The sequence below is a fragment of the Streptomyces sp. NPDC002577 genome, assembly GCF_053594815.1.
The window spans coordinates 15,475-41,683 of the sequence record NZ_JBSFWK010000024.1 but is presented as its reverse complement, the minus strand read 5'-3'; the positions used below and the strand labels follow the sequence as shown (position 1 = coordinate 41,683).

Sequence of the window (26,209 nt, the reverse complement as noted above, 5' to 3'; positions counted from 1 at the left end):
TCACCTGATGTGCTGCAGCAGCGCGGCGACCGCGGGCGAGGGGTCTCCCGGCGGGCGTGCCACCATGATCCGCCAGTTCGGTTTGTGCTGGTCGAATCGGTACTGGACCAGGTCGGGGAAGCGGTCGGCGATCGATCGGGGCATGATGCAGACCCCCAGGTCGCCCCGGACCAGTTCGGCCGCCGCGACGATGTCGTTCACCTCGAAGGTCGTGGTGCGCTCGACGCCCGCTGCCCGGAAGGCCCGGTCGACCGCGTAGCGGATGGCCCAGCCGGGGGTGAAGTCCACGCAGGGCAACCGGGCCACGTCCGTGAGTGCCACCGGTCCGGTCGTGGCGGCCTCGGAGACGACCCGAGCAGGCGCCGCCACCAGCACCATCTCCTCGCGGGACAGCAGCCGGGTGGTGAGGCCGCGTTGCTGCTGCCGGTCGAACGCCACAACGGCGAGATCCACAGTGCCGTCGCGCAGCGCCTGGCGGATGTCGGCCACCGCAGCCTGCCGCAGGTGCACCACCACGCCCGGATGCCGCGTCCGCAGCCCGGCCAGGGCGTGGTGGAGTCCCGCCCAGACCCCCTGCATGATGCCCACCGTCACCCGGCCGCGCAGCTCGCCTTTCACCGCGTCGACCGCTTCCCGCGCGGCATCCGCCGCCTGGATCGCCGCACGGGCGGCGGGCACGAACGCCTCGCCGGCCGGGGTCAGGGTGACGCGGTGAGTCGTGCGGGCGAACAGCGGGGTGCCCAGTTCCCGTTCCAGGGCACGAACCGTGCTGGACACAGCGGACTGGACCACATGCAGCCGTCTTGCCGCCGCGGTGAAACCGCCCGCGTCGGCCACCGCCACCACGACCTCCATCTGCCGCAGATCCATCATTCGCTCCTGGTCGTTCGTTGTCCCCGGGCGAGTGGTCCGGGGACCACGGATTCCGCTGTGACCTCACGTGACTTGCCGGGGAGGACCTCGCGTTACCGGCCTGCCTTGCCCGACTCACCCTGGTGGCGGCGGTGTTCCGAAGTCCAGTAGACGAGCGCCAGCAGAGGAAGGGCCGCGCCCAGGACGGTGAGGCCGGTCCAGCCGGCGGTGTGGAAGACGAGGGATCCGAGCTGCGATCCCGCCGCGCCGCCGACGAAGAACATAGCGATGAAGGCACTGTTCAGCCGGGCACGGGCGGTGGCGTCGAGCTGGTAGACGGTGTGCTGGCCGAGGATGAGCGTTGTCTGTACGGCCATGTCGATCAGGATGGCGGCCAGGGCGATCAGCACGATGCTGTGCCGGCCCAGACCCGCGAGCGCGAAGGCCAGGGCAGCGACCACGAAGGCGGCCGCCGTCATGGGACGGACGAGTCCGCGGTCGGCCCAGTGGCCCGCGAACGGCGCGACGGCCGCTCCCGCCGCACCGACGAGGGCGAAGACGCCGATCCCGACCGTGGAGTAGTGGAAGCCGGGGCCGGTCAGAAGGAACGAGACCGTGGTCCAGAAGGCACTGAAGGCGCCGAACATGGCGGCTTGGTACAGGCCGCGGCGCAGCAGCGCGGGGTGCGTGCGCACCAGCCCGACGGTGGAGCGCAGGACGTGGTGGTACGGAATGGACGTGGTCGGAGCGTGCTTGGGCAGGGCAGCGCGCAGTGCCACCGCGAGTATGGCCATCAGTGCGGCCGAGCCGAGGAAGACGGCACGCCAGCCGGCGAGGTCGGAGACCAGACTGCTCAGGGTGCGGGACAGCAGGATCCCGGTCAGCAGTCCGCTCATCACCCGGCCGACGATGCGGCCGCGGGCGTGGTCGGGGGCGAGGCTCGCGGCGAAGGGCACCAGGATCTGCGCGACGACCGAGGTGGCGCCGCTGATCAGCGAGGCGGTCAGCAGCATGGGGAAGCTGGTGGCCAGTCCGGCCGCGACAAGGGCGAGCGTGGTGACCGTGAGCAGGGCGGTGATCAGATTGCGCTTCTCCAGCCGGTCGCCGAGCGGGACCAGGAAGAGCATGCCGATCACGTAGCCGATCTGGGTCAGGGTGATCAGGGCTCCGGCGGTGGTTGTGCTGGTCTGGAACACGTCGCTCAGCGAGGACAGCAGGGGTTGTGCGTAGTAGAGATTGGCGACCGTCATGCCGGAGGCGACAGCCATGAGCGCGACCAGCCGGCCTGGCACGCCCGGGGCGGCCGTGGAGGTGGCGGGCGCAGACAGCGGGAGTTCGGGTGTGGCGGACACGAGCACCTTCTTTCGTCGAAGGCAAAAGCACCGATCCACTCCGGGGACTTCCTTGTCGACGGCGATGGATCGGGATGTCAGTCATCTCCATCTGAGATGAGCGAGCCCACCCGGCATGCGCGGAGAGCGCACCGGTCGTGTCCTGACAGCGCATCGTCGCCTTCCATGGCCACACATCTCTCGTCACCGCGGTTAGTTTCGATGCAGCTTGTCGATCGCGGCGGAATTCCTCGCCCTGCGCAACGGCCTTGGCGCGCAAGTGCTTTCGGTGAACGACAGGCCATGCGCGCCCGGCGGCCGGGACCGGCGCCGGCGGTCGGTGACCGATGACCGGTGCTCGGTCGGGCTCCCCTCCGTGCGCTGACGAACCATGCCGCAGCTCGATACCCCGACCAGTCCTTCCACCAAGGAGCACCATGGCCAAGCAGACAGTTGCCGAGCAGTACGTCGGCCTCCTGGCCCGCGCCGGTGTACGGCGGATGTACGGCGTGGTCGGCGACAACCTCAACCCGGTTGTCGACGCCGTCAGACGACACCACGCGCTGGAGTGGGTCCAGGTCCGCCACGAGGAGGTCGCGGCCTTCGCCGCCGCACTCCGGACGAGTTCGACAACCCCGACGACCTGGAGCTGACCTGCGCCATCAACGGTGAGGAGGTGCAGCGCTGCCGCACCCGGCACCTCATCTTCTCCGTCCCGACCCTCATCGCCCGGCTGTCCGAGGCGCTCCCGCTGCTGCCAGGAGACGTCATCTTCACCGGCACTCCGGCCGGTGTCGGCCTCGGCCGCTCACCGCAGCGCTGGCTCGCCCCCGGCGACGAACTGGTCAGTGCCATAGCCGGCATCGGCGAACTGCGGCAGCGATTCGTCGGCTGACCACGCAGGACCGCGGCGAAACACAGGATCCCGCGGAGATGCCAAGAAGAACCGAGAGAGGAAGAAGCAATGGCAGGAACCATGAAGGGCAAGCGGACCGGCCTCCTGGCCGCGGTCGTGGCGGCGGCCCTCGCCACGACCGCCGCGGGCCCGGCGGCCGCCACCACCGCCCCTGTGTCGGACGTGCGCTTCGTGTCGCATCTGAACATGGCCGACGGGCAGCGGCCCGAGAACATCACCCTGGAACCCGACGGCAGCGCCGATGTCACCTTCGCCTTCAGCCGCCAGGTCGCCCGCATCACTCCCGACGGTCGGGTGCACGTCCTCGCGGCCCTGCCGCCGCCCCCGGCCGACGCCAGCACCCCTGCCCTGGCCTCGCCGTTCCTAGGCGGCATCGTCCGGGCCCAGGACGGGACGCTGTACTTCCTGTACGCCACCGGCAGCAGTGACCTGACCGGCCTGTGGCGCCTGCGCCCCGGTGGCACGGCGGAGCGCATCGCAGCGCTCCCGGCCGACAGCCTGCCCAACGGCCTGGCCCTCGACAGTCGGAGCGGCCTGCTGTACGTGGCCGACTCGGTCCTGGGCACGGTCTGGCGGGTGCCCACCAGCGGCGGCACGCCCAGCAAGTGGGCCACCGCACCCGAGCTGGAAGCCGCCGGGTTCCTGGGAGCCAACGGCATCAAGATCCACAACGGTGCGACCTGGGTGTCCAACCTGGACAAGGGCACTGTGCTGCGCATCCCGATCACCCGTCAGGGCGCCGCCGGTCCCGTCGAGACCCGGGCCACCGGCCTCGTGAACATCGACGACTTCGCCTTCACCGGTGCCGGCGACACCCTGCTGGCCGCAATCAACGCGGACAACGAGGTCGCCCTGGTGAGGCCGGACGGCACCCACAGCACGGTAGTGACGGCTGCCGATGGGCTGGAGAACCCGACCTCTCTGGCCGTGCGGGGCACCACGGCGTACATCGCGAACGGCGCCTACTTCACCAACGAGGACCCCAACCTCCTCGCCGCCCGGATCACTTCCGGTGGCCCGTCCACGGCCTTCGACTCCACCAGCGAGAACTCATGACAGAACTGCCAGGTATCAGCCACCACACCGCCGAACTGAACGGGATCAGGCAACACTGGGTCAGCGCCGGCGAAGGGCCGCCGGTCTACATGCTGCACGGCTTCCCCGAGACCTGGTACGGGTGGCGGAAGCAGATACCCGTACTGGCCGAGCGGTTCACCGTGATCGCGCCGGATCTTCGCGGCTACGGTGACACGGACAAGCCCGCCTCCGGCTACGACAAGCGGACCATGGCCAACGATGTGATCGCGTTGATGGACCATCTCGGCCATGAACGCATCGCCTTGATCGGCCACGACCGCGGGGCCCGCGTCGGCACCCGGTTCGCCAAGGACCACCGTGGCCGGATCGACAGGTTCGTGGCCATGGACAACATTCCGACCCGGGTCATCGCCGACACCTACAACGTGAACCTTGCCCGGCAGGGCTACTGGTTCTTCACCTTTCTGGGCGTGCCCGACCTTCCTGAGGCGCTGATAGCCGGCCGTGAGGAGATCTGACTCACGCACTTCTACCGGAGCTGGTCGTACAACCCCGACATGCTCACCCCTGAGGAGATCGCCGTCTACGTACGCGCCTACCAACAGCCGGGTGCGGTGCGGGGATCGTGCATGGACTACCGTGCGGCGCCCCAGGACGTCGCCCAGGACCGCGAGGACGCCGACCAGCTCATCGACTGCCCGGTGCTGACCGTGTGGGGCGAGGACTTCAGCACCGTCGGACAGGCCTACGACGTCCTGGGCGTCTGGAAGGGGCTGGCGCGGAACGTCCGAGGTGTACCGATTCCCCAGTGCGGACACCTCTGCCAGGAGGAACGCCCCGATGTCGTCAACACCGAACTCCTGGACTTCCTCACGGGCTGGAACGGCTGACCCGACCCGCCCATCTCGGGTGACGCGGCGGCACCAAAAGCAACCGGGCCTGTGTCAACCGTGGTGCGGCGAGACGTCTCCACCTCGCCGCACCACCTGCACGACCGCTCCGCGAAAACCTCGTGCCGGGGCGGGCTGGCGACACCGCTGGAATGAAGTTGAAAAATAAACAGTTTGCGGCTGGCGTGACGATCTTCCAGCAAAGGCCCCGGACACTGCCGCGACTCCCTCGGAGGTCACCGTATCCGCCACGGAACGGCACCGCCCCAGAGGCCCCAAGCACAGTGAGACCTGATAAGACATCAGCAACGCCCAGTCCCCGCTCGATCCCCGGCCGCAGCCGCATCTCCCTGCCCCATGCCGCCGCTTTCTGGCTGCTCGGGACCATCCAGCTGGTCCTGCTGGCCGCCGCGAGCGCCCCCTCCCCGCTGTACCCCGTCTACCAGGCCCGCTGGGGTTTCTCGGCGACCGCCGTCACCGTGGTGTTCTCCCTCTACGCCATCGGCCTGCTGCTCGCCCTGACGGTGGTCGGCGCACTCTCCGACCACATCGGCCGCCGCCCGGTACTCGCCGTGTCGCTGCTCCTGGAAGCGGGCGCCATGGCGATCTTCGTCACCGCCGGCGGAGTCGGATCGCTGCTGCTCGCTCGCGCCCTGCAGGGTCTGGCCACCGGTGCCGCAACCGGCGCCATCAGCGCGGGCCTGGTCGACCTCCAGCCCAAGCACCGCCCCCACTTGGGGGCGTTGGTCAACAGCGTCTCCTCGCTCCTGGGCCTGGCCTCGGGAGCACTGGGGTCGAGGCTGCTGGTCCAGTACGCCCCGGCTCCGACCACACTTATCTTCGTGCTGCTGGGGGCGGTCTTCGCGGCCTCCATCGTCGGTGTCGCCCTGATGCCCGAGACCGCGGCACGCCGCTCGGGCGCGCTCGCCTCGCTGCGCCCGCGGGTGTCGGTACCCCGCCGGGTCCGACCGCACTTCGTGGCCATCGCGCCCAGCCTGGTGGCGCTCTGGGCGCTCGGAGGTTTCTCGCTGTCCCTCGGCCCGTCACCGACCGCCGACGTCCTGCACGTCCACGACCATGTCATCGCCGGAGTGGTGATCGGACTGCTCACCGGAATGGGAGCCGTCGGCTCGCTCGCCCTCCAGCCACGGGGGCCGCAGCGGGCGCTGACCATCGGATCGCTGGCGCTCGCCACCGGCATGACACTGACCCTGATCGGCGTCTCGGCCGATATCCCGGCCGCCTACCTCCTCGGCACCGCGATCGCCGGCTTCGGCTGGGGTGCCGCGCTGCTGGGCTCGTTCCGCACGGTCGTCCCGCTGGCCGACGCTGAGGAGCGGGCCGGCGTGTTCTCCACCCTGTACGTCGTCGGCTATCTGGCCTTCAGCCTGCCGGCGATCGCGGCCGGAGTGATCTCCACCCGGTTCGGCCTGCACAGGACCGCCGACGGATACGCGACGGTACTGATCCTTCTGTCGGTGACAGCCATCGCGCTCATGTTCCGTCAGCGGCGGCACCCCAAGCCGTAGCCGGGGCGCGCCCAGCCGGCATCGGCGCACATCTGACCGCCCCGGCACCGCTTCAGCGCGGCGGCCGGTCCGCTCTGCGCAGGAAAGCACCGCTTCCCGGACGGCCGCCCGCGTCGGCGTACAGTCGCGTAAGGCCGTGAGTGACACGAAGTCATGGACCGGTCCGGGAAACAGGCCGCGACCCAGCGCAGCTGTTCGATACTGCTCTCCCTCGTCCCACGTCACGTCGGCCTCCGCCGTGATCAGCAGGGCCGGCGGCAGCCCCGCCGGCTCCCGAACCCAGGGCACATCACAGTGGCGGGTGTTGCTCACTCGGCGGGGAGCGAGTCCAGGAGCTTTTGTGCGGTCTTCAGGTCTTTGCTGTCGGCCGCGTCGCCGAAGGCGAGGGCCTGACGGAGGCAGGAGCGGGCTTCCTTGGTTTCTCCCAGTTCGATCAGGGCCTCTCCCAGATGCAAAAGCGTGCTGCCCTCTATGTGGGGAATGCCGATGCGGTTGGACTGGACAACAGCGTTGCGATAGTAGTCGGCGGCCTCGCGCCACCGCCGCAGGACGGCGTGGTCGCGACCAAGTGCGCGGGTCGTGTTGGCTCGGTAGATGTCGGCGAGGTGCCCGCTCACCGGGCAGTCGGGGGCATCGAGGAAGGCGATGATGCGCTTGTGCTGGATCAGGGCTTCCTCGGCACGGCCGCGCAGGCGCAGGGAGGATCCATAGGTGAACATGGCACCCAGCCAGCCCTCGCGGTCGTCGGCCTCTTCGTATAGGTCGATGGAGGCGAGCGACTTGTCGGCGGCCTCCTGGACCTCGCCAAGCTCCGTGTGGCCCCATGCCGCATGCGCCAGTGCCGAGGCTTGCTGGGAAGCGTTCTGGGCGCGGCGGGCGTATTCCAGCGCTTCGTCGGCCCGTTCGATGGCCTCCCGGTGGCGGCGCTCGCAGGCGTTCAGGGTCCAGGAGTACATGTTGAGGTTGAAGGCCTGCAGGTACGGATCGTCCAGTGCGGCAGCGGCCTCGCTGGACAAGCGGAAGACCTCGGGCCAGTGCCCCCAGAAGACCCACAGGTCGCAGAACCATTCCATGGCATCGGCGGTCTCCACGACCCGGGTGTGCTCACCCCTGTGGGCGGCGCTGCGCAGCGCGGCGAGCCAGGCGGGAGCTTCGCTCTCCAGCCATGCCCGGGCCTGTTCGGCACTCTCCAACGGGACCGGACCCTGCCAGGAGGACGGCGGCGCCCCGTACCTGGGCTTGTACCAGCGGCCGGCGACCACAGCCGTCTCCAGCAGCCACGTGCGCAACCGGTCCTCGGCCGCTTCCCGCTCGCCGGCCTCCTCCTCGCGGGACAGCCGGGCACGGGCGAACAGCCGCAGCAGGTCGTGCAGCTGGTGCCGGCCGGTGAAGGTGGCCTGGAGCAGGCCGGCCTCGACCAGCTCCTCCATCACGTCCTCGGCATCGAAGACGCCGGTCGCGGTCAAAGCGGCGCCGTAGGCGGCGGTCATGTCCGGCCCCGGAACCAGGCTCAGCAGCCGCAGCATCCGCGCGGCCTGGCCGGTCAGCTGCCGGTAGGACAGCTCGAACGCCGCCTCCACCCGCACATCACCGGCAGCAAGCGCGCCCAGACGGCGCTCCTCGTCGGCCAGGCGACGCACCAGGTGGTCAACGCTCCATCCAGAACGGACCGTCAGCCAGTTCCCCGCCACCCGCAAAGCCAACGGCAGACGCCCGCACAGCTCCGCCACCCGCGCCACTGCCTCAGCTTCCGCATCCGCCCGCTCAGCACCCAGGATCCGGCGCAGCAGCTCCACCGCCTCGGCCTGCGCCATCTCCGACAGCGCCAGCCGGTCGACATCCTCCAGCCCGGTCAACGGCCGCCGACTGGTGACCAGCACCAGACTCCGCCCGCCCGCAGGCAGCAACGGACGCACCTGCCCCTCGTCGCGGGCATTGTCCAGGACCACCAGGCACCGGCGCTCACCCAGCAGCGCCCGCAGCAGCCCCGCACGACCCTGCGAATCCTCCTGCGACAGCCGCCGGTCCGACACCCCAAGGGCCTTCAGCAACTTCAGCAGCGCCTCGTCGGTGTCCACGGGGCCTTCCACCCCTTGCAGGTCCACCACGAAGCACCCGTCGGGGAACTCCTCCGCCAGATCCGCTGCCGCCTTCAGCGCCAGCGTCGTCTTCCCGCACCCCGGAGGACCCGAGACAACCGACACCGACACGTCGGCACGTGCCCGCTTCGCCGCCTCCCTCAGCCACGCCAACTCCGCGCCACGCCCCGTGAAGTCCCCCACCGATCGCGGCGGCACAATCGTCCCCGCCACCGCCACCGCACGCGCCGGACGCGCCGCCCGCGCCGCCCGCGCCGCCCGCGCCGCAGCCAGCAACGCCTCCAGCTCCGCATCCGCAAGCCCCAGCCCCTCCGCCAGCGCCATCACCGTACGCCGCTGCGGAACCCGACTACGCCCCCGCTCCATATCGCCGATCGCCCGGACACTCACACCCGAGGACTCAGCCAACTCCTCCATCGTCAAAAGGCCCCGCTGCCGCAGACCACGCAGAACAACCCCGAACGACTTCTCCCCGCCCACAATCCCCCCCTGTCCTCCCCCAACAGACGGAAGAATACGGCGCGTTTCTCCAGGCCACAGCCTCAGGGCGGCAGCAGCAACTGCCCTGGAACGCCTGGCCGACCCGACACATCCGCTGAAACGCCGACATTGCTCAACCGACCACACCCCGCCCGCCACCCCGCGCGGTGACCACAGCCGCCAGCAGCGCCAGCAGGATCCTGGTGGCCAGGGCCCGCGCCGGGGAGAGGGCGGCCAGGAGGATCAGGACGGCCGTAAGGAGGAAGGGCACCCCTGTGCGGTTCGCCGGTGGTGGGGTCGCAGGTGCAGCAGCCACACGGTGGCCAGGAAGACGGCCGCCGATATGGCGACCATGGCGCCCGCGGCTTGCGGGGTGATGTCGGCGCGGTGGGAGACCCGGTCGGCGTTGACGGCCAGGCCCGCCCAGACGGCGGCCGTGGCGGAGGCGACGGACTCGCCGAGCTCGATCAGTGTGAACAGCTCGTACCGCTCGACGATGTGGTGCGGATGCCAGGGCGTCATTCCGGCGGACTGCGCCCACACCGGGACGCAGACCTCCGCCGATGCTGCCCTCGCCCAGCACGGTCAACGATGTGGGCAGCTCCTTCGCCTCCATGGTCTCCCGGTTGGTCCAGTACGGGGTGCCGTCCAGTCCCGGGACCTGGGAGATCCGCGGTCGGCCGCCGGTGGCCAGGACCGCACCTCGCCGGACCTGGACGGTGCGGCCGTCGACGGTCACCCGGCGCGGCCCGGTAAGCCGCCCGACGCCGCGGACCAGCCGCCCTCCCTTGCCGGTCAGCCGGTCGGCAGCCACCTGGTCGTTTCAGTCGTCGGTGGCCTCCTCCCGGATCCGCCCGGCGACCCGCCCCCAGTACGGGTGCTCGCCCCCGACGAGTCCCGCTTCCACCGCGACCACGTCCAGCCCGGCCTCGACCAACGTGCCCGCGAGGTACTCCCCGCCCGGCCCCAGGCCGACCACGACCACGTCCGTCTGCTCGCTCATGCCCGTACTTCTCCTCCGGTGTCGGCTCGCATGTCCGATACGGGAGCGGCCGCGCGCCGACCGTAGGCCGGTGCCGCCGCGCCACCGCGTCCGTCAGCACACGAGGCCTTGCCCCGGAACACACCGTCGTACGAGGTCACTTCTCCAGGAAGGCGAGGAGCGCCGCGTTGACCTCCTCCGCGTGTGTCCACAGCAGGCCGTGCGGGGCACCCTGGACCTCCACGTAGTCGGCGGACGGGAGCGCCTTGTGGAACGGTCGCGCGGTTCCCTCGGCGGGCAGGATGCGGTCGGCCGTGCCGTGCAGGATCAGGGCCGGCACGTCGATGGCCGGGATGTCGGACCGGAAGTCGGTGTACCAGGTCGACGGCGCGGCGGCGGCGGCGAAGAAGCCGCCGCCCGCTGCGACGTTCCAGCTGTTGCGGACCGCCTCCTCGCTGATCCTGGTACCGAGGTTCTCGTCGAGGTTGTAGAAGTCCTTGAAGAAGTCGGTGTAGTACGCGTAGCGGTCCGCCTTGACGGCCGCGACCACGCCGTCGAAGAACTCCTTCGGTGCGACCCCGTCCGGGTTGTCGTCGGTCTTGAGCAGGCAGGGCTCCAGCGAGGCCAGGAAAGCGACCTTGGAGACCCGGGCGGAGCCGTAGGTGGACACGTACCGGGCGACCTCACCGGTGCCCATCGAGAACCCGACCAGGACGGCGTCCTGCAGGTCGAGAGTCTCCATCACGGAGTTCAGGTCCGCCGCGAAAGTGTCGTAGTCGTAGCCGGTCGTCGGCTGGCTTGACTGCCCGAAGCCGCGGCGGTCGTAGGTGATCACGCGGTAGCCCGCGTCGAGCAGCACGGCGCTCTGCCGCTCCCAGGAGTGGCCGTCGAGCGGGAAGCCATGAATGAGGACGACCGGCTGCCCGGTTCCGTGATCCTCGTAATAGAGGTCGATGGTGGTGGAGTTCTCCTGACCCACGGTGATGTACGACAAAAGCTCATTCCTTCGTCCGAAGTGACGGCGCGCGCAGGGCCACACTCCGCCTCGGTGAGAGGAGGACGCCGAACGGACGGCGCCGGCCCATCGGCAGACGAGGTCCGGGCCTTCGCGGCATGCGCGGCACGAGATGTCATCACGCTAGGGCGAACGACCCACCGCCTGTTGTCCTCGAGCGCACCGCATATTGCCTGGAAGTGCCGGGAAACGGGACGTGTCTCGGCACGCTGCTACGACAAGGCCGTCGAAGCCGTCCGTCGTCCTCGGAGGCGTGGACAGGGCACCGGTGGTGCACCGACAGGCAAGGTGCCTTCACCCGCCGCCTCTCATGTGCTGTGCATGCCTGCGGCGCATCGCGCGGCTCGGAAACTGCTCGCGCCAGTCCTAGTTCAGAGAGGTGACCAAGCCGAATGAGACGGCGCCTGACCAGACAGGGCAGGGCATGGCGATTTCCGTGGTGCGCCGGGTGGTCCGCACTGTAGGGTCTCAGATTTCGCTTCACAATCTCAGAGCTGACTTAACGTCAGCAGCACTGAGACTCGCTGTTCAAGGTACTCACTCTTTCGGGTGGCGGCTGCCGAGACTTGCCCACCCTCCGCTCCAGGAGCGGGCACCTGTGGCGGTACGGGCCATCTCCCGGGTTGGGGGTACGTCATGGACGGTTCCGTCGTGACGGTCAGTGTTCGCCAAAACGATGCCGAAGTGGTCAAGGAGCGACCGTGGTCCCCGGCCCCGGTCGACCTGCTGTGCTCGGCTGCTTCATGGCGGACGTTCCGCTGGTACAAGGGGCAGAAACACTATTCCGGCACGTACTGGTCGGCGACGACGCAGGATCATGTGATCTACGAGGCGCGGCTGGAGCTCGCACGGGTGCTGTTCGCCGAGCCCGGACGACGCCGAAGGGCCACTGTCCCTTACGTGCACACCAATTGCTTTAATGATCATTCTGGAGCTGGTGCGTTCACGGCGTTCTGCAGCAGCGGGTCGGGGTGTGGCCTGGGCGGGGTGGGGGATGGACAAGGGGTTGTTCGGTCGACTGTTGCGTGAGGCGCGGCAGCATTCGCTGTTGACACTGGAGAGCCTTGCCGAGGCTTCCGGGGTGAGTGTCCGGGCCATCAGCGACATGGAGCGGGGGCGCAGCCTTCCGCGTCAGGCGACACTGAGCGAGCTGATGGACGCCCTGGAACTGGACGAGGACAAGCGGCGGCGGTTCGTCGAGGCGTCGACGCGGCGCGCGAGGCAGGTTCCACAGCAGCTGCCGCCCGACCTTGCGACGTTCCGCGGCCGCGAGGAGGCGTTGGCGGCCGTCCATGGGCTTACACGTGGGGTGGCCGCACAGGGAGGGCATGTCGTCATCTCCGCAATCGGGGGTATGGCGGGTGTGGGCAAGACGACGCTGGCGGTGCACTGGGCGCATCAGGTGGCGGAGCGTTTCCCGGATGGGCAGCTGTATGTGAACCTCCGCGGGTTCGACGACTCGGGGCATCCACTGGATTCGGGGGAGGCCCTCGGGGGGTTTCTCGGCGCGCTCGGGGTGTCCAGCAGGGACATACCACGCGGAGTGGAGAAGCGCAGTGCGCTGTTTCGGGAGCAGACGGCGTCGAAGCAGCTGATCGTCGTGCTGGACAACGCGCGGGACGCGGAACAGGTCAGACCGCTGCTGCCGGCCTCTACCGGGTGCCTGACCATCATCACCTCGCGCAGTCAGCTGTCCGGTCTGGCGGTGGCCGAGGGGGCCTCCCTGGTCAGTCTGGATGTGTGGACGCCGGAGGAGGCGCTTAACGCGCTGGCGGCACGGATCGGTGACGAGCGGTGCCGGGCGGATCCGGAGGCCGCTGCCGAGCTGGTGGAGTTGTGCGGTTACCTGCCGCTGGCGGTAGCCATCGTGGGCGCGCAGTTGAGCGCGGCACCTCAGGTTCCGTTGCGTCTTGGCGTGCGTGAGCTGCGGGAGACCCGGCCGCGGCTGGACGCCCTGTCGGCCGGTGATCGGCGGGTCGATGTCCGTGCCGTGTTCTCGTGGTCGTATCGGGCTCTCACGCCGGAGTCGGCGCGGTTCTTCCGGTATCTGGCAGTCCATCCCGGGTCGGCCGTGTCGGCCGAGGCCGCCGCTTCGCTCGCCGGTGTCAGGATGGCAGTGGCCCGGCGGTGTCTGCGGGAGCTGACCTCGGCCAGCCTGCTGTCGCGTGACGCCGACGGCCGGTATGTGCTGCACGACCTGGTGCGGGCCTACGGCACCGAACTCATCGAGCATGAGCAGGACGACCGCTTCGGCGCCGAGGCACGTCTGGTGGACTACCTGCGCCACAACGCCCACACGGCCAATCAATTTCTCGCGCGGATCACGTCCGAGCCGACCCATCCCACGGCTCCGGGAGTGGTACTTGTCGCGATTGACGGCCGCGAGGAGGCACTGGAGTGGTTCCGCCAGGAGGAGCCGGCCGTCGCGGCCGCTCTGCGCTCCATGGACGATCCACGGCTGCTGCGCTTTCGCATGAACCTCACTCACGACTGGGTGAGTTACTACTCGGTCATGGGCCTCTGGACCGAGGAGATCGAGGCCAAGCGTATCGGCCTCGACGCCGCTCTCATGCTCGACGACCCGGCCGCCATCGCGAGGAACTCCGCAAGTCTCGCCCGTGCGCTGGCCGAGACGGGTCAGGTCGACGAAGCAGATGAGCAGGTAGACCTGATGCTCCGGCAACTGCACCGGCTGGACCCGGCACAGCGAGCCGCCACCGAGCGCAGTATCGGCTGGGTGCGTGGACGCCAGAAGCGCCACACCGAGGCCCTGCATCACGCCCGGAAGTCATTGGAGATCTACCGCACGCTGGGGGACGACGCAGCCGCGGCCCGCGAGCTCAACGCCGTGGGCTGGTACCTTGCCCTGCTCGGCCGGTACCGGGAGGCGATCGCCATGTGCGAAGAGGCGATCCCGCTCTTGCAGAATTGCGGGAACCTACGTATAGAGGCAGCCGCTTGGGACAGCATCGGCTATGCCAGGCAACGCCTGGGCGATCTCGATGCCGCGATCACTGAGTACCAGAAGTCGCTGCAGCTCTACGGAGAAGCCTTCGACGGTTACAACCAGGCAGAGGTGCTCGACCACCTGGCGACAGCTCAATTGGAACAGGGAGACAGCGCACAGGCGCGGGCGAGTTGGATGCAAGCGGCCGACCTGATGGGTGCGATCGACAGCCCACGCGCGGAGGAGATACGGGCCAAAGCGGAGGCTGCGGACCCTCCGTCCCGCGAAGCCCCCTGAGAGAACCCCAATTTGCATGAGAACCGCCTGGTTCCGCAGGCACAGCTCCAGTGGGACGGGAGCAGCCAAGAGAGCGCTCCCTTGATCCGGTGGGACCGTTCGCCGCGGAACGGGGGGGTCATCGATGAACGCGCGCAGACCAGCCTCTCCCCACTCGCCGCCGGGAAGGGGAGCCGGCACACGCTGTCGCTCGTCACCCCACTTCCCGGGCCTGCCGCCGGAGAACTCGGGGCCCGTCGGCCGTGCCCCCCCGGCACCGGCAGCAGCGGGCGGACGAGGGCCTACTCCTCGTCCGTCATGTCCGACGGGTACCGACGCTCACGCATCGGCTTGTCGGCGGCGTTCCCGAACGGTTGGGTGACGCTACCGAGCTACCAAGAGGCCCTGTTCTCATGGCCGGAGCCAGCTGCTATCAGCCGATCGAGACTCCCGTTCGCCAGACACCGCTCAAGATCGGAAAGACAACAGCTTCTCAGCCCTGACCGGCAGCCTCTTTCTTTTCTCACAGTGCACCCCAATGTTCCGGTACTGCACGGCACCGGGCTGCGCCCGCCTCGCCCTTCTTTCTGCCTGTGTTCTGCCTGGAGCCCGCAACGGCCGGCTGCTTGGCTGCTCATGGAGGGGGATCCGGCCGCGCCGAGCGGCCCGGAGCCGGTAGCAGAGTGCCATTGCCCACGCGACGGGACGTCCGCGCCGTGATGAGCACTGGCCATCAGTTCCCAGGAGGTGTCGGCTGTCTGCCCCGGCCCGTGCTGTATACGGGCCCCGAGGGCTCCGCCGGCACTACACGGGTGGAGGGGAGAACCAGTTGAGTGTGGTGTTGACGACCGCTTCGGTTCCCGACCGGGACAAGGTCGCGTACTGGCGTGACGCGGTGGGAAAAGCGCTGGTGCCGATGACGGTCGCCCCGCGGGGCGACGGTCCGTTCTCCGGCCGGATCACGACCGACCGCCTCGGGTGCCTCCGGGTGTCCACTATGGAGGCCGACGCGAAACGGGTCAGCCGTACGCCGGAGCTCATCGCGCGCTCGTCCGAGGCGCTCGTTGCGGTCGGCATCCAGGTGTCGGGCACGGCGACCCTGATCCAGGACGGCCGACGAGCCGAGGTGGGCGAGGGCGACCTCGTGATGTACGACACGGCGCGGCCGTACTCCTTCGACTACCCGGAGCGGTTCTCCGCCCACGTCTTCCAACTGCCCCACCGCGTGCTGGGTGTTTCGGACGCCGACATCCTTGAGGTCTCCGGCACCGTCATCGGCCCCGCGGACGGCTTGGGAGCGGTGCTGCGACCCTTCCTGAGCACGCTGGCCACCTCGGCGCACTCGTACTCCCCCGCCGTCGGAGGCAAGCTGGCCAGCAGCGTCATCGACCTCTTCACCACCCTGGTGGCCGAGGGGGTCCGGCAGGTACCCGCGGATGCGGATACGGCCCGAAGCCACCTCGTGCTGCGCATCCGCAACCACATCGACCGGAACCTGGGTGATCCGGCTCTGTCACCGGAGGCCATCGCGAAGGCGCACCACATCTCCGTCCGCTACCTGCACCGGATCTTCGAGGGCGAGGGAATCACGGTCGGGCGGCTGATCCAGCAGCGCCGCCTTGAGGAGTGCTCACGCGAACTGGCCCGCCGCGGCAGGACGAGCCCCACCGTGTCGGCTGTTGCCCAGCGATGGGGCTTCGTCAGCCCCGCTCATTTCAGCCGGGTCTTCCGTACCGCCTACGGCCTGTCGCCTCGCGAATGGCGCAGCCTGCGCACCTCCGTCGAAGGCGCCGACGCACCGCAGCCGGACGTCCCGCCGGTGGTCGCTCTCCCCGCCACCGAACACGAGTAGCCGCCCGCGCCCGGCCCTGCTTGAACGGCTACGGCTGATCGCTGTGGCGTACCCGGCGATCACTGTGGCTGTACCCGACCGCGGGCTGACGGCGCGCTGTTCAGCGGGTAAGGTGCCCGCTCGGAACGGTCAGAGGCCGGTCATGCGCCCGAGGCAGCGGTGCCCCGGTCCAACGGCCGCGGTACCGACGGGACCGCTGACGGGCCGCGGTACGCGGTGCACCGGAAGAACCCCCACTCATCTCAGGCCGTGATGGCCTTCTCAGCAGGAGGCCGTGTGACGGACACTGTCCCGTCGTCGGATCAGCAGCCGATCCTGGACCGTCCCTCCCAGGTGTTCGTGGCCAGGCACGCCTGTCCGCCCGCAGCGGAGGACCCGAGCCCGGACCTGGAGCGGGCGCGACTGGCCCTGGCCCAACTGCAGGGCGAAGACCGCGTTCACGACGACGGGGTCACGTCGGCGGAGTGGTTCGCGCTCCCGGGCGGGCCGACCGGGCACGTACGGGTGCAGGTGGTCAAGCCCGCCGACAGCGTCGGCGAGATCCCCGTCGTGCTGTTCCTGCACGGACTCGGCTGGGTCCTGGGCGACGCGACCACGCACGAGCGCCTGGTACGCGAGTTCGCCCTCGGCACGGACGCGGCCGTGGTCTTCGTGGAGTACGAGCGTGCCCCGGAGGCGCGGTACCCGGTGGCCGTCGAGCAGTGCTACGCGGTCGCGAAGTGGATCTACGAGCGAGGCGGTGAAATCGGCCTGGACGGAAGCCGGATGGCCGCCGTGGGCGACTCGGCCGGCGGCAACCTGGTGGCGGCACTCACCCTGCTCGCCAAGGAGCGGGGAGAGGTGCAACTGGTGCAGCAGGTGCTGTTCTGCCCCGTCACCGACGCCGACTTCGACACCCCCTCCTACCGGGAGTTCGCCCAGGGCTATTTCCTCGGCCGCGAGACCATGCGCTGGTTCTGGGACCAGTACCTGCCCGAGGGGCGGCGGCGGTGCGAGGCCACCGCGTCACCGCTACGGGCCTCGCTGGAACAACTGACCGGGCTCCCCCCGGCACTGGTGGTCACCGGCGAGGCCGACGTCCTGCGCGACGAAGGCGAGGCCTACGCTGCGAAGCTCCGGGCGGCCGGGGTACCGGTGGTGTCCATGCGCTACCACGGCACGATCCACGGCTTCATGGTGCTCGATCCCCTGCGCGGCACGGACGCCGCCCGCGCCGCCCTCATCCAGGCCCTCGACACCGTGCACGTCGCCCTGCACCGGCACCGCGGCTGAGCCCTCCCTTCCGTATCGCGCGCGCACGCCAAGAATGCGCACATGGGGAGGGGCCGGATCCTCCGCAGACGACTGTTGTCCTCCGTCCGTTGCCGTCGAGGCCGCCCGCCGCGGTGGCGGCGCTGAAGCCGAGGCCCGGCTCCGAAGTCCCAGGCGCCTTGGGGCTGGTCCGCATGGCCCGCGCGGTGCGCCCCAGCGCTGTCCGTACCCGCCGAGCCTCGTCACGCTCGCGCGGCCCCGGCTCGGACGGTCAGTGCTGCTGCACGATCTCCAGCCACTGCACGATCTCGTCAGTGACCGGGTCGGTGATGTCGGCGAACTCCTCTTGCTTCTTGAGGAACTTGGCCACGTAGGGGCAGACCGGCACGATGCGCTTCCCTGAGTCGCGTACGTCGGTCAGCGCCTGCTGTACGAGTATCGAGGCCAGGCCCTGCCCGGCGAAGGCGTCGTCGACTTCGGTATGGAAGAAGACGCGCTGGTCGTCGCGGTCACGGTATGCGGTGAGGCCCGCGGTCTTTCCGTCGATCTGGATCCGGCTTTGACGCTTGCTGCCCTCGCCCGCCGAACGGAGTCCTGGCGGGCGCGAGGGTGACGTGGAGGGCACATTCGGTGCCCGATACACTTAGAGGTGCTCACAAAATGGGCGCCCGGCTCGAGACGTCTGGCACGCACGCTCGCCGCGTTGCCGAAACACCCTAGTAGCTCCGCTACGAGGGTCTTCCGGCGCCTTGCGATCGCACGCACCAGACGCCTCGAGCTGATCGGGCGCCCATTTTGTGAGCACCTCTTCAGCGTGGGAAGTCCGCACCTACCTGGACGGACACCTCGGGGATCCGGGGCTCGGCCCGGACACCGTCGCGGCTGCTCACCATATGTCCGTCCGCTCGCTCCACAAGCTCTTCGAAGGGGAAGGGATCACGGTCAGCCGCCTGATTCAGCGTCGTCGGCTGCAGGAGTGTGCCAGGGATCTCGCCCAGGGCGGCAGCAGTGAGAGGACGCTCTCCGGCGTGGCCCGGCGTTGGAGCTTCACGCATCCGGCCTCCTTCAGCCGGCTCTTCAGACACAAAGAACGCAACCGCATACCCGTCATGACGAAACACTCACAGACAGCGGGCTTGATCTGCCGCGAGGTGGCCGCGCATGGCGTGCCAGCGGAGAGCCGCGACCTGCTGGTCTTCACACACACCCGCGTGCGTTGCCACGCCGACGCAGGACTTGAGCCCCCGATCGATCTGCTGTCCGACATGCTCGCCGGCTCTTCCGGCGATGAGACCGTCCGGCAGAGGCAGACGAGGCCGAGGGGCGGAGCCACCAGTCGGCATGGGCTGAGCCCGGCTTCAGCCGACCCATGCGGACAGGACGAGTGCGGACAGGGAGGCGCGTGAGTGGCGGGAGCAGACAGATCGCTGTCCCGTAGCGGTCTGCGCGGCCGAGAGGTCGAGCTCGAAGGGCTGCAGGCACTGATCGACTCGGTGGCCCGCACCGGAAGCGGCGGGCTGGCCCTGCTCCAGGGGGAAGCGGGCATCGGCAAGACCACGCTGCTCGCCGAGGCCGTCACCCGGGCCAGGGCAGCGGCCTTCTCAGTCGGCCTCGGCAAGGCCGATGAGCTGCATCACATCGTGCCGCTCTCGTCGTTGGCGGCCTGCGTCCTGCACGGCGATCAGCCGCTGCTGTCCGGTGACGCCTTCGTCGATCTTGCGCGCAATCACGATCAGCGGATCTGGCTGGTGGAGCGCCTGGCGGAGGCGATCGAAGCCAGAGCCGGCAGTGGGCCGGTGCTGATCGCCCTGGACGATGTGCAGTGGGCCGACCCGCTGAGCCGGTTCGCCCTGAAACAGCTTCCGGCACGCTTGCGGGCTTCGCCGGTTCTGTGGTTGCTGACCGGGCGGCTGGAGCCCGCTGGTCCAGCGGAAGAAGTCGTCGCAGCCGCAACGGGCAGCCTCCCGACGGTTACTGTGCCACTGGGGCCCCTGTCCGGCGCGGCCATCGGTCAACTGGCCGGCGACACATTGGGTGCCGCCGTAGACGAGCGGGTCCGGGACTTGCTCGACGGAGCCGGCGGGAACCCGTTCCTGGCAGTCGAGATGCTCGCGGGACTGCGGCCCGGCGAGGCCTCGGACGAGCTTGTGCCCCCAGGGCTCGTGGTGGGTGTGCGCGGCAGACTCGGGTCCCTGCAACCCGGCACTCTGCGCTTCCTTCAGATGGGAGCGGTGTTTGGACGGACCTTCGGCTTCCACGACGCCGCCGTGCTCTACGGCCAACCGTCCACCACGTTGATCGCGGCGCTCGAGGAGGCGGTGCGCGCCGGACTCCTGGACGACAACGGCGACCATCTGGTCTTCCGGCATGATCTGCTGCGCCAGGCGGTCTACGTCGACATCCCGCCGTCAGCCCGGAAGGTTCTGCACCGAGAGGCTGCCAACCACCTTGTCTCCGCGGGCCACCAGCCGATAGACGCGGTGCCGCACATCCTCAAAGGAGCCCTGCCCGGAGACGAGGAAGCGGTGGCGCTGCTGCAGCGAGCCGCTGACGACGTACTGCCGGTCACACCTGGACTCGCGGCCGACCTGATGACGCGCGCCCTGGACATGGTGCCGTCCGCGCGGCCGTTGAGGTTCGCAGTGGGTGAGCAGGCGATCGTCTGCTTGACACGGGCCGGCAGGAATCGAGAGGCGCTGTCTACCGGTGACCTGCTGCTGGCCCGCCGACCACCACTGAACGTGTTCAGCCGGCTGCACGCTGCTCTCGGCGGGACGCTGTGGAACATGGATCTCGCCGACGAGTTGCGCCGCCGGGCCGAATCGGCCCTCGCAATCGGGGGCGCTGCCCCGGAGGTCGCGGCGAGGCTGGCCGCCCTGCGCGCGCTGGCCCTGTCCCGGGACCATGATCTTGTCGCGGCGCGTGAGGCAGGCGAGACCGCGCTGCGTGCCGCCACCGAGATCGGTGACCGCGAGGCGCACGTCCTGGCCTTGTCCGGGCTCGGCGAGATCGCGCTCAACGCGGGTGAGAACGCCGTCGCACTGGAGCGCTTCGCCGCGCTCAGCGCCGTCGACTCTGCTTTCCTTCCCGAAGAGATCGTGGCGCATTTGCACGTGGACGATTTCGAGTCCGGCGAACGACTGCTCCTGCAGGCGGCAGACAATGCCGGGCCGACGCGTCAGGCGATGATGCTGTGGGCACAGGGCCAGCACGATCTAGGGCTCGGCCGACTCGACGACGCCGATGCCGACTTCGTGACGATGGAGCGCCTGGAGGACGACGTACAGGTACCCGTCCAGCAGGTGAACGCTCGCGTGATCCGCTCCCGGATCGCCCTTCTGCGCGGCGACCGGGAAGCGGCAAGGCAACATCTGGCCGCAGCACAGGAAAGACTGGCTACCAAACCGAACCCGGGCAACACGGCCGCTGTGCGCTTCCTGGAAGCGGTCCACGCCGAGGCCGACGGGGACGTCGGGCTTGCCATCGACAAGATCCGGCAGGTGCAGAAGGCAGGCCGCTTCATGCGCTGGCGGCTGTTGCGCGACTGGGTCGACTCCGCGATACGCATGGCCCTGCAAGGCGCGGACCATGAACTCGCCGGGGACCTGGCCGCACAGGCCGAAGCCCACGCCGAACGCAATCCGGCCGTGCCCACCGCCACGGGCATCGCGGCGCAGGCCCTCGGGCTCGTGAACAACGATCTCGCCATGCTGGAGCGCTCCGTGGCACTGCTCAAGGCAAGCCCTCGTCCGCTGGTGCGGGCCGCCGCCTACGCCGATTTCGGACGGGCGCTCCTGTCAGCAGGCCGAAAACCTGAGGCGGTTGCCGCCCTGACTCGCGCCCAGGGCACGTTCGCCGAGTCAGGCGCCCACGCCGCAGCGGCACGCGTACAGCACGATCTGGATGGTGCGGGTGCCGGCAGCCGCAGGACGGCGGCCATGCAACGCCCCGTCCAGGGATGGGGCGCCCTCACGGCCTCGGAGAAGAAGGTCGCACGCCTCATCGCCGCGGGCCACACCAACCGGTCGGCCGCCGACCTGCTCATCGTCTCTCCACACACGGTCAACACTCACCTGACCTCCGCCTTCCGCAAACTGTCCGTCAACTCCAGGGTTCAGCTTGCGAACCTGGTCATGGCCTTGCCCGACAACTGAGCGGGCTATGGGTCGTTCGCGCCTATTGGTACGTTCACGCGATGCCCCGCCACATCCGAACGCGCTTGGCTGGGGCAACCACGAAAAGTCAGAGGTCACCGACATGCACGAACCCGCCCCCGTACCGCCGACCATCGTGCTTGTGCATGGGGCGTTCACCGATGCCTCATCCTGGGCCAGGGTCATCAGCCTTCTTCACGCCGCCGGATTGACTGTGCACGCCCCGGCGAACCCGCTACGCGGCCTGGCGCAGGACGCCGCCTACATCAGGAGCGTGGTGCGCGACATCGATGCCCCCGTCGTGCTGGTCGGCCACGGCTACGGTGGCGCGGTGATCACACATGCCGCCACCGACGCCGACAACGTCATGGCGTTGTGCTACGTCGCGGCGTTCGGCCTCGACTCCTGCGAATGCGTCCTGGACATCACAAACCGCTTTGCCCCGATGCCGTTCGCCGATGCGACCTGCACCGCCGCCCTCCCCGCCCAGTTAACCGGCGGCCCGGAAACCGAGCTGTACATCCGTAACGAACGCTTCCCGCAGGTGTACGCCGCCGACCTGCCGCCCCGCACCGGCAATGTGCTGTCCGTCTCGCAACGCCCGATCGCCCGGAGAGCGCTGACCGGTAGATCGGGCCCGCCGGCATGGGCGTCCAAGCCGTCCTGGTACGCCATCGCGACCGCCGACCAGGTGCTCAACCCCACCGCTCAGCGCTTCATGGCACAGCGCATGGCGGCCAACGAATACTTGCTGGACGGTTCTCACGCCGTCGTGCTGTCGCAGCCCGGTGCCGTGGTGGCGATGATCCGGGAAGCCGCCGAACAGCACACTGGCCGCGGCGATGGTGACCGGCTTCGGCGCACCTTCTGAGCAGATGACGGCCGGCTCTCCGAATGCTTCAACACCAGTGGCTACCAGGTCCGATTGCATCCGTTCTGAATTGGAAGACGCCGGTATGGCGGCCCCGTTGGCGCCCTCCCGAACGCCTGGCCCTTTCGCCCGCAGCCTTACCATGATCAAGTCGCCACGGAAGGTCTTGGATTCCGGCTTCACCTTCCCACACCGACGCTCCGACCACAGACGTCACTCGGCAAGGGCATCACCATGATCTCACCAGCCAGACCGCCCGCCCGGCGGATCGCCGCCCTCTTGAGGACCGGAGCCGTCGCCCTGGTACTGGCTGCCACCGGGTGCGGTGGCGAAACCGGCGCCGGACGCGCCGAAGGCAAGGTCACCTCCATCACCGCACTCGACTACTACACCGACGAACCTGAACACGCCCAGTGGGGCGAGCTGCTCACTGCTTGTGGCAAGAGCGCCGGCGTAACGGTCGAGCACAAAAGCGTTCCGGGAGCGACACTCATGCCCACGGTCCTTCGGCGAGCGTCGTCGCGGACCCTTCCCGACCTGTTGATGCTGGACAACCCCGACCTGCAACAGATCGCACAGACCGGCGCGCTGGCCCCGCTGGCCCAGCACGGCATCGACTCCAGCGGCTTCGCCAAAGGCATCCTGTCGGCGGGCACCTACACGGGGAAGGTGTACGGACTGGCACCGAACGTCAGCACGATCGCCCTCTTCTACAACAAGGACATGCTCTCCGAGGCCGGTGTCGCCGTGCCGAGGACCTGGGACGAGCTGAAGGCGGCGGCGGCCAAGCTGACCCGCCAGGGGCGCTACGGCATGGCCGTCGACGCGAACCCCACTTTTGAGGGCACCTGGCAGTTCCTGCCCTTCCTGTGGTCCAACGGCGGGAACGAGAAGCAGTTGGACACCCCGCAGGCCGCGCAGGCACTCCAGCTGTGGGTCGACCTGGTGAAGAGCGGATCCATGTCGAAGTCGGTGCTGAACTGGACGCAGGCCGACATCCACGAACAGTTCGTCGCCGGCAAGGCAGCCATGATGATCAACGGCCCCTGGCGGATCCCCGCCCTGAACAAGGACAAGAACCTGCACTGGGGGGTGGCCCCCATCCCCGTCCCCCAGACAGGGCAGACCCCTGTCACACCGCTCGGCGGCGAGGTGTGGACCGTCCCGCAGAGCGCTTCCAAGGCCCGGCAGGAAAAGGCCGCCCAGGTGCTCGCCTGCCTGAACGACTCCACCAACATGCTCACCCTGGCCAAGCAGCACTTCACCGTGCCCTCCCGCTCCACGGTGGCCTCCCAGTACGCCGAGCAGGTCCCATCGATGGCTGCCTTCGTCAAGAGCGTTGAAGCGGCCCGGGCCCGTACCAGCGAACTCGGCGTGAAGTGGCCCAAAGCGGCGACCGGGATATACACCGCGATCCAGTCCGCGCTCACGGGCGAGCAGACACCGGAGGAAGCACTCAAGCGCGCGCAGCAGATCGCGACCAACCCCTGACCTGTCCTCGGCCCGCCGGATCAGCATCAGGCAGGAAGACGGCGCGATGAGGCTTCCAGCAGTACACGACCACGACGTTCAACACCGGTGCCGAGCGGTTCGTGGGGCTGCGCAAGTACTCAGAAGTCCCTGTCGCGGGACCTGTTCTTCCAGCGCAGCTTCCCCCTCGGAGGCGTTCCGTGGTCGCTCCTGTTGTTGCCGCGGTGGCTGTGCCGCCGTTCTGGCATCCGCCCTGGCAGCAAGAACAACCGATCCCTATCTCAGACCTGCACCCCTGATCTAGCGGATTCACGCGATGTGTCGCCCGAGGCCCGCTGGCACGGTGTTCAGAAAGCACACCGACTGAAGGGCCGAGATCATGTCGCCGGATTCCTCGAGACCGGAGCCCGGACAGCTCCCGGGCACCCTCTACACCACCGAATCGTTGCCCGTCCACCACAGACGGGCGCACTGGCGCGAAGCACTGGCCCGGACGTTCGGCGCCGTGGACATGACCGTCCCCGACGAGGTGTGCTCGGGCACGATCCGTACGACACCGCTCGGCCGACTCCAGGCCGTCACCGTGGAGGGCGACTGCCTTTCCGCCCTGCGAACTCGCCGACTCGTCGCGCAGAGCAACGCAGACGAGTACGTGGTCGTCAAACAGTTGGACAGAGGAGCCGCCCTGCTGGAGCAGGACGGCCGTGAAGCGCTCCTCGGGCCGGGGGACGTCTTCATCTACGACCTGGCGCGCCCCGTCCGGCTGAACCTTTCCCAGTCGTTTCGGACGAAGGCCCTCCGCGTGCCGAGAGACGTTCTGGGCCTGAGCGAGTCCGACGTGGTCCACATCACAGCCTCCCCGCTCGGCCCCGACACGCCCCTGGGTGGGCTGCTGTCGCCCTTCCTTGCCGGGCTCGTGGACAACGCGGGAACCTACCCGCCACGCACCAGCGAGCTGATGGCCCGTAACGTCGTGGACCTGCTCGGCGCGCTGACCGACGAGCGGCTCGGCCGGACGAGTGCGGACACAACCGGCGGGAACCGGACGCTGCTGCTGCGGATCCAGGCGTTCATCGACCGTCACCTCGCGGACCCGGACCTGACCCCGCAGGCGATCGCCCGGGCCCACCACATATCCCTGCGCTATCTGCACCAGCTGTTCGAGAGCGAAGACGCCACCGTCGGCCGGTGGATCCAGCGGCGCCGCCTGGAGGAGTGCCGGCGCGAACTCGCGCGCCCGAATGGCCCCACGATCGCCGCGGTGGCACACCGATGCGGTTTCACCAGTGCCGCGCATTTCAGTCGGGTGTTCCGGGCCGCCTACGGGATGTCTCCCCGTGAATGGCGCAACACCCAAGACTTGAGGCCGTACACCCCGTCAGCAACGAAGCTCGTCGATGCCTGAAACCGGTGCCCAGTTCTTTCTCGGGCACACATTCCATGCGTTCCTCGACAAAATGCAGCGACAGCGGGGTTCTAGAGGCGTTCAAAGGAACGCTCCTGCAACCATTGTTGAGGGGTGAAATGATCCAACCTCTCCCCTGGGCCATGTGCATGGCGACAGTGCACGTCAGCGTCCCGGACGAGCTGCCGGTCCCGCTGCCCGCGGAACTGCACTACGACATGACCGACCCCTACGCCGTCCGGCTTTCCATCGGCGCACCCGGGGCCAGACCCGTGGACTGGGTGTTCGCCCGATCGCTGCTCATGGAGGGCCTGCGCCGTCCCACCGGTACCGGAGACGTGCTGGTGATCCCTCGGCACCGTTGCCATCCGGACTCTGTGCGCATCGTCCTGAGGTCCGCCGCCGGCGCGGCGCTGGTCGACATCGCGGGGTCAGCGGTCGCCGCGTTCCTGCGGCGGACGGACTCGCTCGTGCCCCCGGGAACGGAGAGCCTTCACATCGACATGGACCGTGCCCTCGCCGAGCTCACAGGCAGGCGGGACTGAGACGCACTCGACTGGGTGGAATGCCTGGCACGCCTACGGCAGGTCACCCGGCGAGTGGCAGGCCGGACGACCGCCGTAGGGGCGACCGGCGGAAGCCGGTTGACCCTGAGTGCACCGCCTGTGGCCCCTGAGCGCAGTGCACGACGGTGTTCCGGGACCAGGCCCATCAGCCGCCTGGGAGGACGTAAGCGCCCTCGTGGACCTCTCTTGCCCAGCACTGCTTTCGGTCCGGAAGTGAACTGCGGCCGCACACTGCATCCCGCACATTGCGCTGCGCGGACAAGAGTGATGCGCCCAGAGACAAGG

21 protein-coding genes and 2 pseudogenes are annotated in these 26,209 nt (G+C 69.0%); 15 read left to right on the top strand and 8 right to left on the bottom strand.

Translation table 11 applies throughout. The features are described 5' to 3' along the window. On the bottom strand, positions 1 to 870 hold the full coding sequence (locus ACWD4J_RS26345) for a LysR family transcriptional regulator (protein ID WP_451397892.1): 870 nt from the start codon (positions 868 to 870) through the stop codon (positions 1 to 3). A gap of 95 nt (positions 871 to 965) precedes the next feature. Beyond that, complete coding sequence (locus ACWD4J_RS26340; RefSeq protein ID WP_451397961.1) at positions 966 to 2,144, bottom strand: MFS transporter; 1,179 nt, start codon at positions 2,142 to 2,144, stop codon at positions 966 to 968. A gap of 476 nt (positions 2,145 to 2,620) precedes the next feature. Here ACWD4J_RS26340 and ACWD4J_RS26335 point away from each other — a divergent pair. The 6 genes and pseudogenes from ACWD4J_RS26335 to ACWD4J_RS26310 form a co-directional block, all read left to right on the top strand. Continuing rightward, positions 2,621 to 2,815: pseudogene (locus ACWD4J_RS26335) on the top strand (thiamine pyrophosphate-binding protein); the annotation flags it as partial. Further along, positions 2,797 to 3,078 (top strand): annotated as a pseudogene (locus ACWD4J_RS26330) (fumarylacetoacetate hydrolase family protein); the annotation flags it as partial. The pseudogenes ACWD4J_RS26335 and ACWD4J_RS26330, both read left to right, overlap by 19 nt. 69 nt (positions 3,079 to 3,147) lie before the next feature. Further along, positions 3,148 to 4,155 (top strand): hypothetical protein, encoded by a 1,008-nt coding sequence (locus ACWD4J_RS26325; RefSeq protein WP_451397891.1) that lies wholly within the window; start codon positions 3,148 to 3,150, stop codon positions 4,153 to 4,155. Further along, positions 4,152 to 4,655 (top strand): alpha/beta fold hydrolase, encoded by a 504-nt coding sequence (locus ACWD4J_RS26320; protein ID WP_451397890.1) that lies wholly within the window; start codon positions 4,152 to 4,154, stop codon positions 4,653 to 4,655. Before ACWD4J_RS26325 ends, ACWD4J_RS26320 begins: the two co-directional genes overlap by 4 nt. Before the next feature lie 39 nt (positions 4,656 to 4,694). Beyond that, positions 4,695 to 5,027 carry an alpha/beta fold hydrolase gene (locus ACWD4J_RS26315; RefSeq protein WP_451397889.1) on the top strand — a complete coding sequence of 111 codons (333 nt, stop codon included), beginning with the start codon at positions 4,695 to 4,697 and terminating at the stop codon, positions 5,025 to 5,027. Between the two features lie 284 nt (positions 5,028 to 5,311). Next, positions 5,312 to 6,556, top strand: coding sequence for an MFS transporter (locus ACWD4J_RS26310; protein ID WP_451397888.1), 1,245 nt, complete (start codon positions 5,312 to 5,314; stop codon positions 6,554 to 6,556). Positions 6,557 to 6,864: 308 nt separating this feature from the next. Here the strand turns inward: ACWD4J_RS26310 and ACWD4J_RS26305 are convergent, their stop codons facing one another. The 5 genes from ACWD4J_RS26305 to ACWD4J_RS26285 form a co-directional block, all read right to left on the bottom strand. Further along, positions 6,865 to 9,135 carry an NB-ARC domain-containing protein gene (locus tag ACWD4J_RS26305; RefSeq protein WP_451397887.1) on the bottom strand — a complete coding sequence of 757 codons (2,271 nt, stop codon included), beginning with the start codon at positions 9,133 to 9,135 and terminating at the stop codon, positions 6,865 to 6,867. A gap of 133 nt (positions 9,136 to 9,268) precedes the next feature. Then, positions 9,269 to 9,406: a hypothetical protein gene (locus ACWD4J_RS26300; RefSeq protein ID WP_451397886.1), complete on the bottom strand. Its 138-nt coding sequence runs from the start codon at positions 9,404 to 9,406 to the stop codon at positions 9,269 to 9,271. Beyond that, positions 9,379 to 9,657, bottom strand: coding sequence for a low temperature requirement protein A (locus ACWD4J_RS26295; RefSeq protein ID WP_451397885.1), 279 nt, complete (start codon positions 9,655 to 9,657; stop codon positions 9,379 to 9,381). Before ACWD4J_RS26295 ends, ACWD4J_RS26300 begins: the two co-directional genes overlap by 28 nt. A gap of 301 nt (positions 9,658 to 9,958) precedes the next feature. Beyond that, complete coding sequence (locus ACWD4J_RS26290) at positions 9,959 to 10,138, bottom strand: hypothetical protein (protein WP_451397884.1); 180 nt, start codon at positions 10,136 to 10,138, stop codon at positions 9,959 to 9,961. Between the two features lie 136 nt (positions 10,139 to 10,274). Next, positions 10,275 to 11,111 (bottom strand): alpha/beta fold hydrolase, encoded by an 837-nt coding sequence (locus ACWD4J_RS26285; RefSeq protein ID WP_451397883.1) that lies wholly within the window; start codon positions 11,109 to 11,111, stop codon positions 10,275 to 10,277. 940 nt (positions 11,112 to 12,051) lie between these two features. Between ACWD4J_RS26285 and ACWD4J_RS26280 the strand changes: the two genes are divergently transcribed. The 3 genes from ACWD4J_RS26280 to ACWD4J_RS26270 all read left to right on the top strand — a co-directional run bounded on the left by ACWD4J_RS26280 (position 12,052) and on the right by ACWD4J_RS26270 (position 17,479). Further along, on the top strand, positions 12,052 to 14,376 hold the full coding sequence (locus ACWD4J_RS26280) for an ATP-binding protein (protein WP_451397882.1): 2,325 nt from the start codon (positions 12,052 to 12,054) through the stop codon (positions 14,374 to 14,376). Positions 14,377 to 15,184: 808 nt separating this feature from the next. Then, on the top strand, positions 15,185 to 16,207 hold the full coding sequence (locus ACWD4J_RS26275) for an AraC-like ligand-binding domain-containing protein (protein WP_451397881.1): 1,023 nt from the start codon (positions 15,185 to 15,187) through the stop codon (positions 16,205 to 16,207). A gap of 276 nt (positions 16,208 to 16,483) precedes the next feature. Then, complete coding sequence (locus ACWD4J_RS26270; protein WP_451397880.1) at positions 16,484 to 17,479, top strand: alpha/beta hydrolase; 996 nt, start codon at positions 16,484 to 16,486, stop codon at positions 17,477 to 17,479. 250 nt (positions 17,480 to 17,729) lie between these two features. Here ACWD4J_RS26270 and ACWD4J_RS26265 read toward each other — a convergent pair whose 3' ends face one another. Continuing rightward, complete coding sequence (locus tag ACWD4J_RS26265; RefSeq protein ID WP_451397960.1) at positions 17,730 to 18,011, bottom strand: GNAT family N-acetyltransferase; 282 nt, start codon at positions 18,009 to 18,011, stop codon at positions 17,730 to 17,732. A gap of 244 nt (positions 18,012 to 18,255) precedes the next feature. Between ACWD4J_RS26265 and ACWD4J_RS26260 the strand changes: the two genes are divergently transcribed. From ACWD4J_RS26260 to ACWD4J_RS26235, 6 genes are all read left to right on the top strand, one after another. Then, positions 18,256 to 18,864 carry a helix-turn-helix domain-containing protein gene (locus ACWD4J_RS26260; protein WP_451397879.1) on the top strand — a complete coding sequence of 203 codons (609 nt, stop codon included), beginning with the start codon at positions 18,256 to 18,258 and terminating at the stop codon, positions 18,862 to 18,864. Further along, positions 18,865 to 21,612 carry a helix-turn-helix transcriptional regulator gene (locus tag ACWD4J_RS26255; RefSeq protein ID WP_451397878.1) on the top strand — a complete coding sequence of 916 codons (2,748 nt, stop codon included), beginning with the start codon at positions 18,865 to 18,867 and terminating at the stop codon, positions 21,610 to 21,612. A gap of 103 nt (positions 21,613 to 21,715) precedes the next feature. Further along, on the top strand, positions 21,716 to 22,483 hold the full coding sequence (locus ACWD4J_RS26250) for an alpha/beta fold hydrolase (RefSeq protein WP_451397877.1): 768 nt from the start codon (positions 21,716 to 21,718) through the stop codon (positions 22,481 to 22,483). 234 nt (positions 22,484 to 22,717) lie between these two features. Then, the gene (locus tag ACWD4J_RS26245) at positions 22,718 to 23,974 is read left to right on the top strand and encodes a sugar ABC transporter substrate-binding protein (RefSeq protein WP_451397876.1); all 1,257 of its coding nucleotides are present in this window, start codon (positions 22,718 to 22,720) and stop codon (positions 23,972 to 23,974) included. Positions 23,975 to 24,332: 358 nt separating this feature from the next. Then, complete coding sequence (locus tag ACWD4J_RS26240) at positions 24,333 to 25,358, top strand: AraC-like ligand-binding domain-containing protein (protein WP_451397875.1); 1,026 nt, start codon at positions 24,333 to 24,335, stop codon at positions 25,356 to 25,358. Positions 25,359 to 25,477: 119 nt separating this feature from the next. Continuing rightward, complete coding sequence (locus ACWD4J_RS26235) at positions 25,478 to 25,903, top strand: SsgA family sporulation/cell division regulator (protein WP_451397874.1); 426 nt, start codon at positions 25,478 to 25,480, stop codon at positions 25,901 to 25,903. Positions 25,904 to 26,209 lie beyond the last annotated feature (306 nt).

Bases quoted from the DNA above. Each gene is read 5' to 3' on its own strand.
- ACWD4J_RS26345 (WP_451397892.1), bottom strand. From the start codon at position 870: ATGGATCTGCGGCAGATGGAGGTCGTGGTGGCGGTGGCCGACGCGGGC.
- ACWD4J_RS26325 (WP_451397891.1), top strand. From the start codon at position 3,148: ATGGCAGGAACCATGAAGGGCAAGCGGACCGGCCTCCTGGCCGCGGTC.
- ACWD4J_RS26320 (WP_451397890.1), top strand. From the start codon at position 4,152: ATGACAGAACTGCCAGGTATCAGCCACCACACCGCCGAACTGAACGGG.
- ACWD4J_RS26315 (WP_451397889.1), top strand. From the start codon at position 4,695: ATGCTCACCCCTGAGGAGATCGCCGTCTACGTACGCGCCTACCAACAG.
- ACWD4J_RS26295 (WP_451397885.1), bottom strand. From the start codon at position 9,657: ATGACGCCCTGGCATCCGCACCACATCGTCGAGCGGTACGAGCTGTTC.
- ACWD4J_RS26290 (WP_451397884.1), bottom strand. From the start codon at position 10,138: ATGAGCGAGCAGACGGACGTGGTCGTGGTCGGCCTGGGGCCGGGCGGG.
- ACWD4J_RS26280 (WP_451397882.1), top strand. From the start codon at position 12,052: ATGATCATTCTGGAGCTGGTGCGTTCACGGCGTTCTGCAGCAGCGGGT.
- ACWD4J_RS26250 (WP_451397877.1), top strand. From the start codon at position 21,716: ATGCACGAACCCGCCCCCGTACCGCCGACCATCGTGCTTGTGCATGGG.
- ACWD4J_RS26245 (WP_451397876.1), top strand. From the start codon at position 22,718: ATGATCTCACCAGCCAGACCGCCCGCCCGGCGGATCGCCGCCCTCTTG.
- ACWD4J_RS26240 (WP_451397875.1), top strand. From the start codon at position 24,333: ATGTCGCCGGATTCCTCGAGACCGGAGCCCGGACAGCTCCCGGGCACC.
- ACWD4J_RS26235 (WP_451397874.1), top strand. From the start codon at position 25,478: ATGATCCAACCTCTCCCCTGGGCCATGTGCATGGCGACAGTGCACGTC.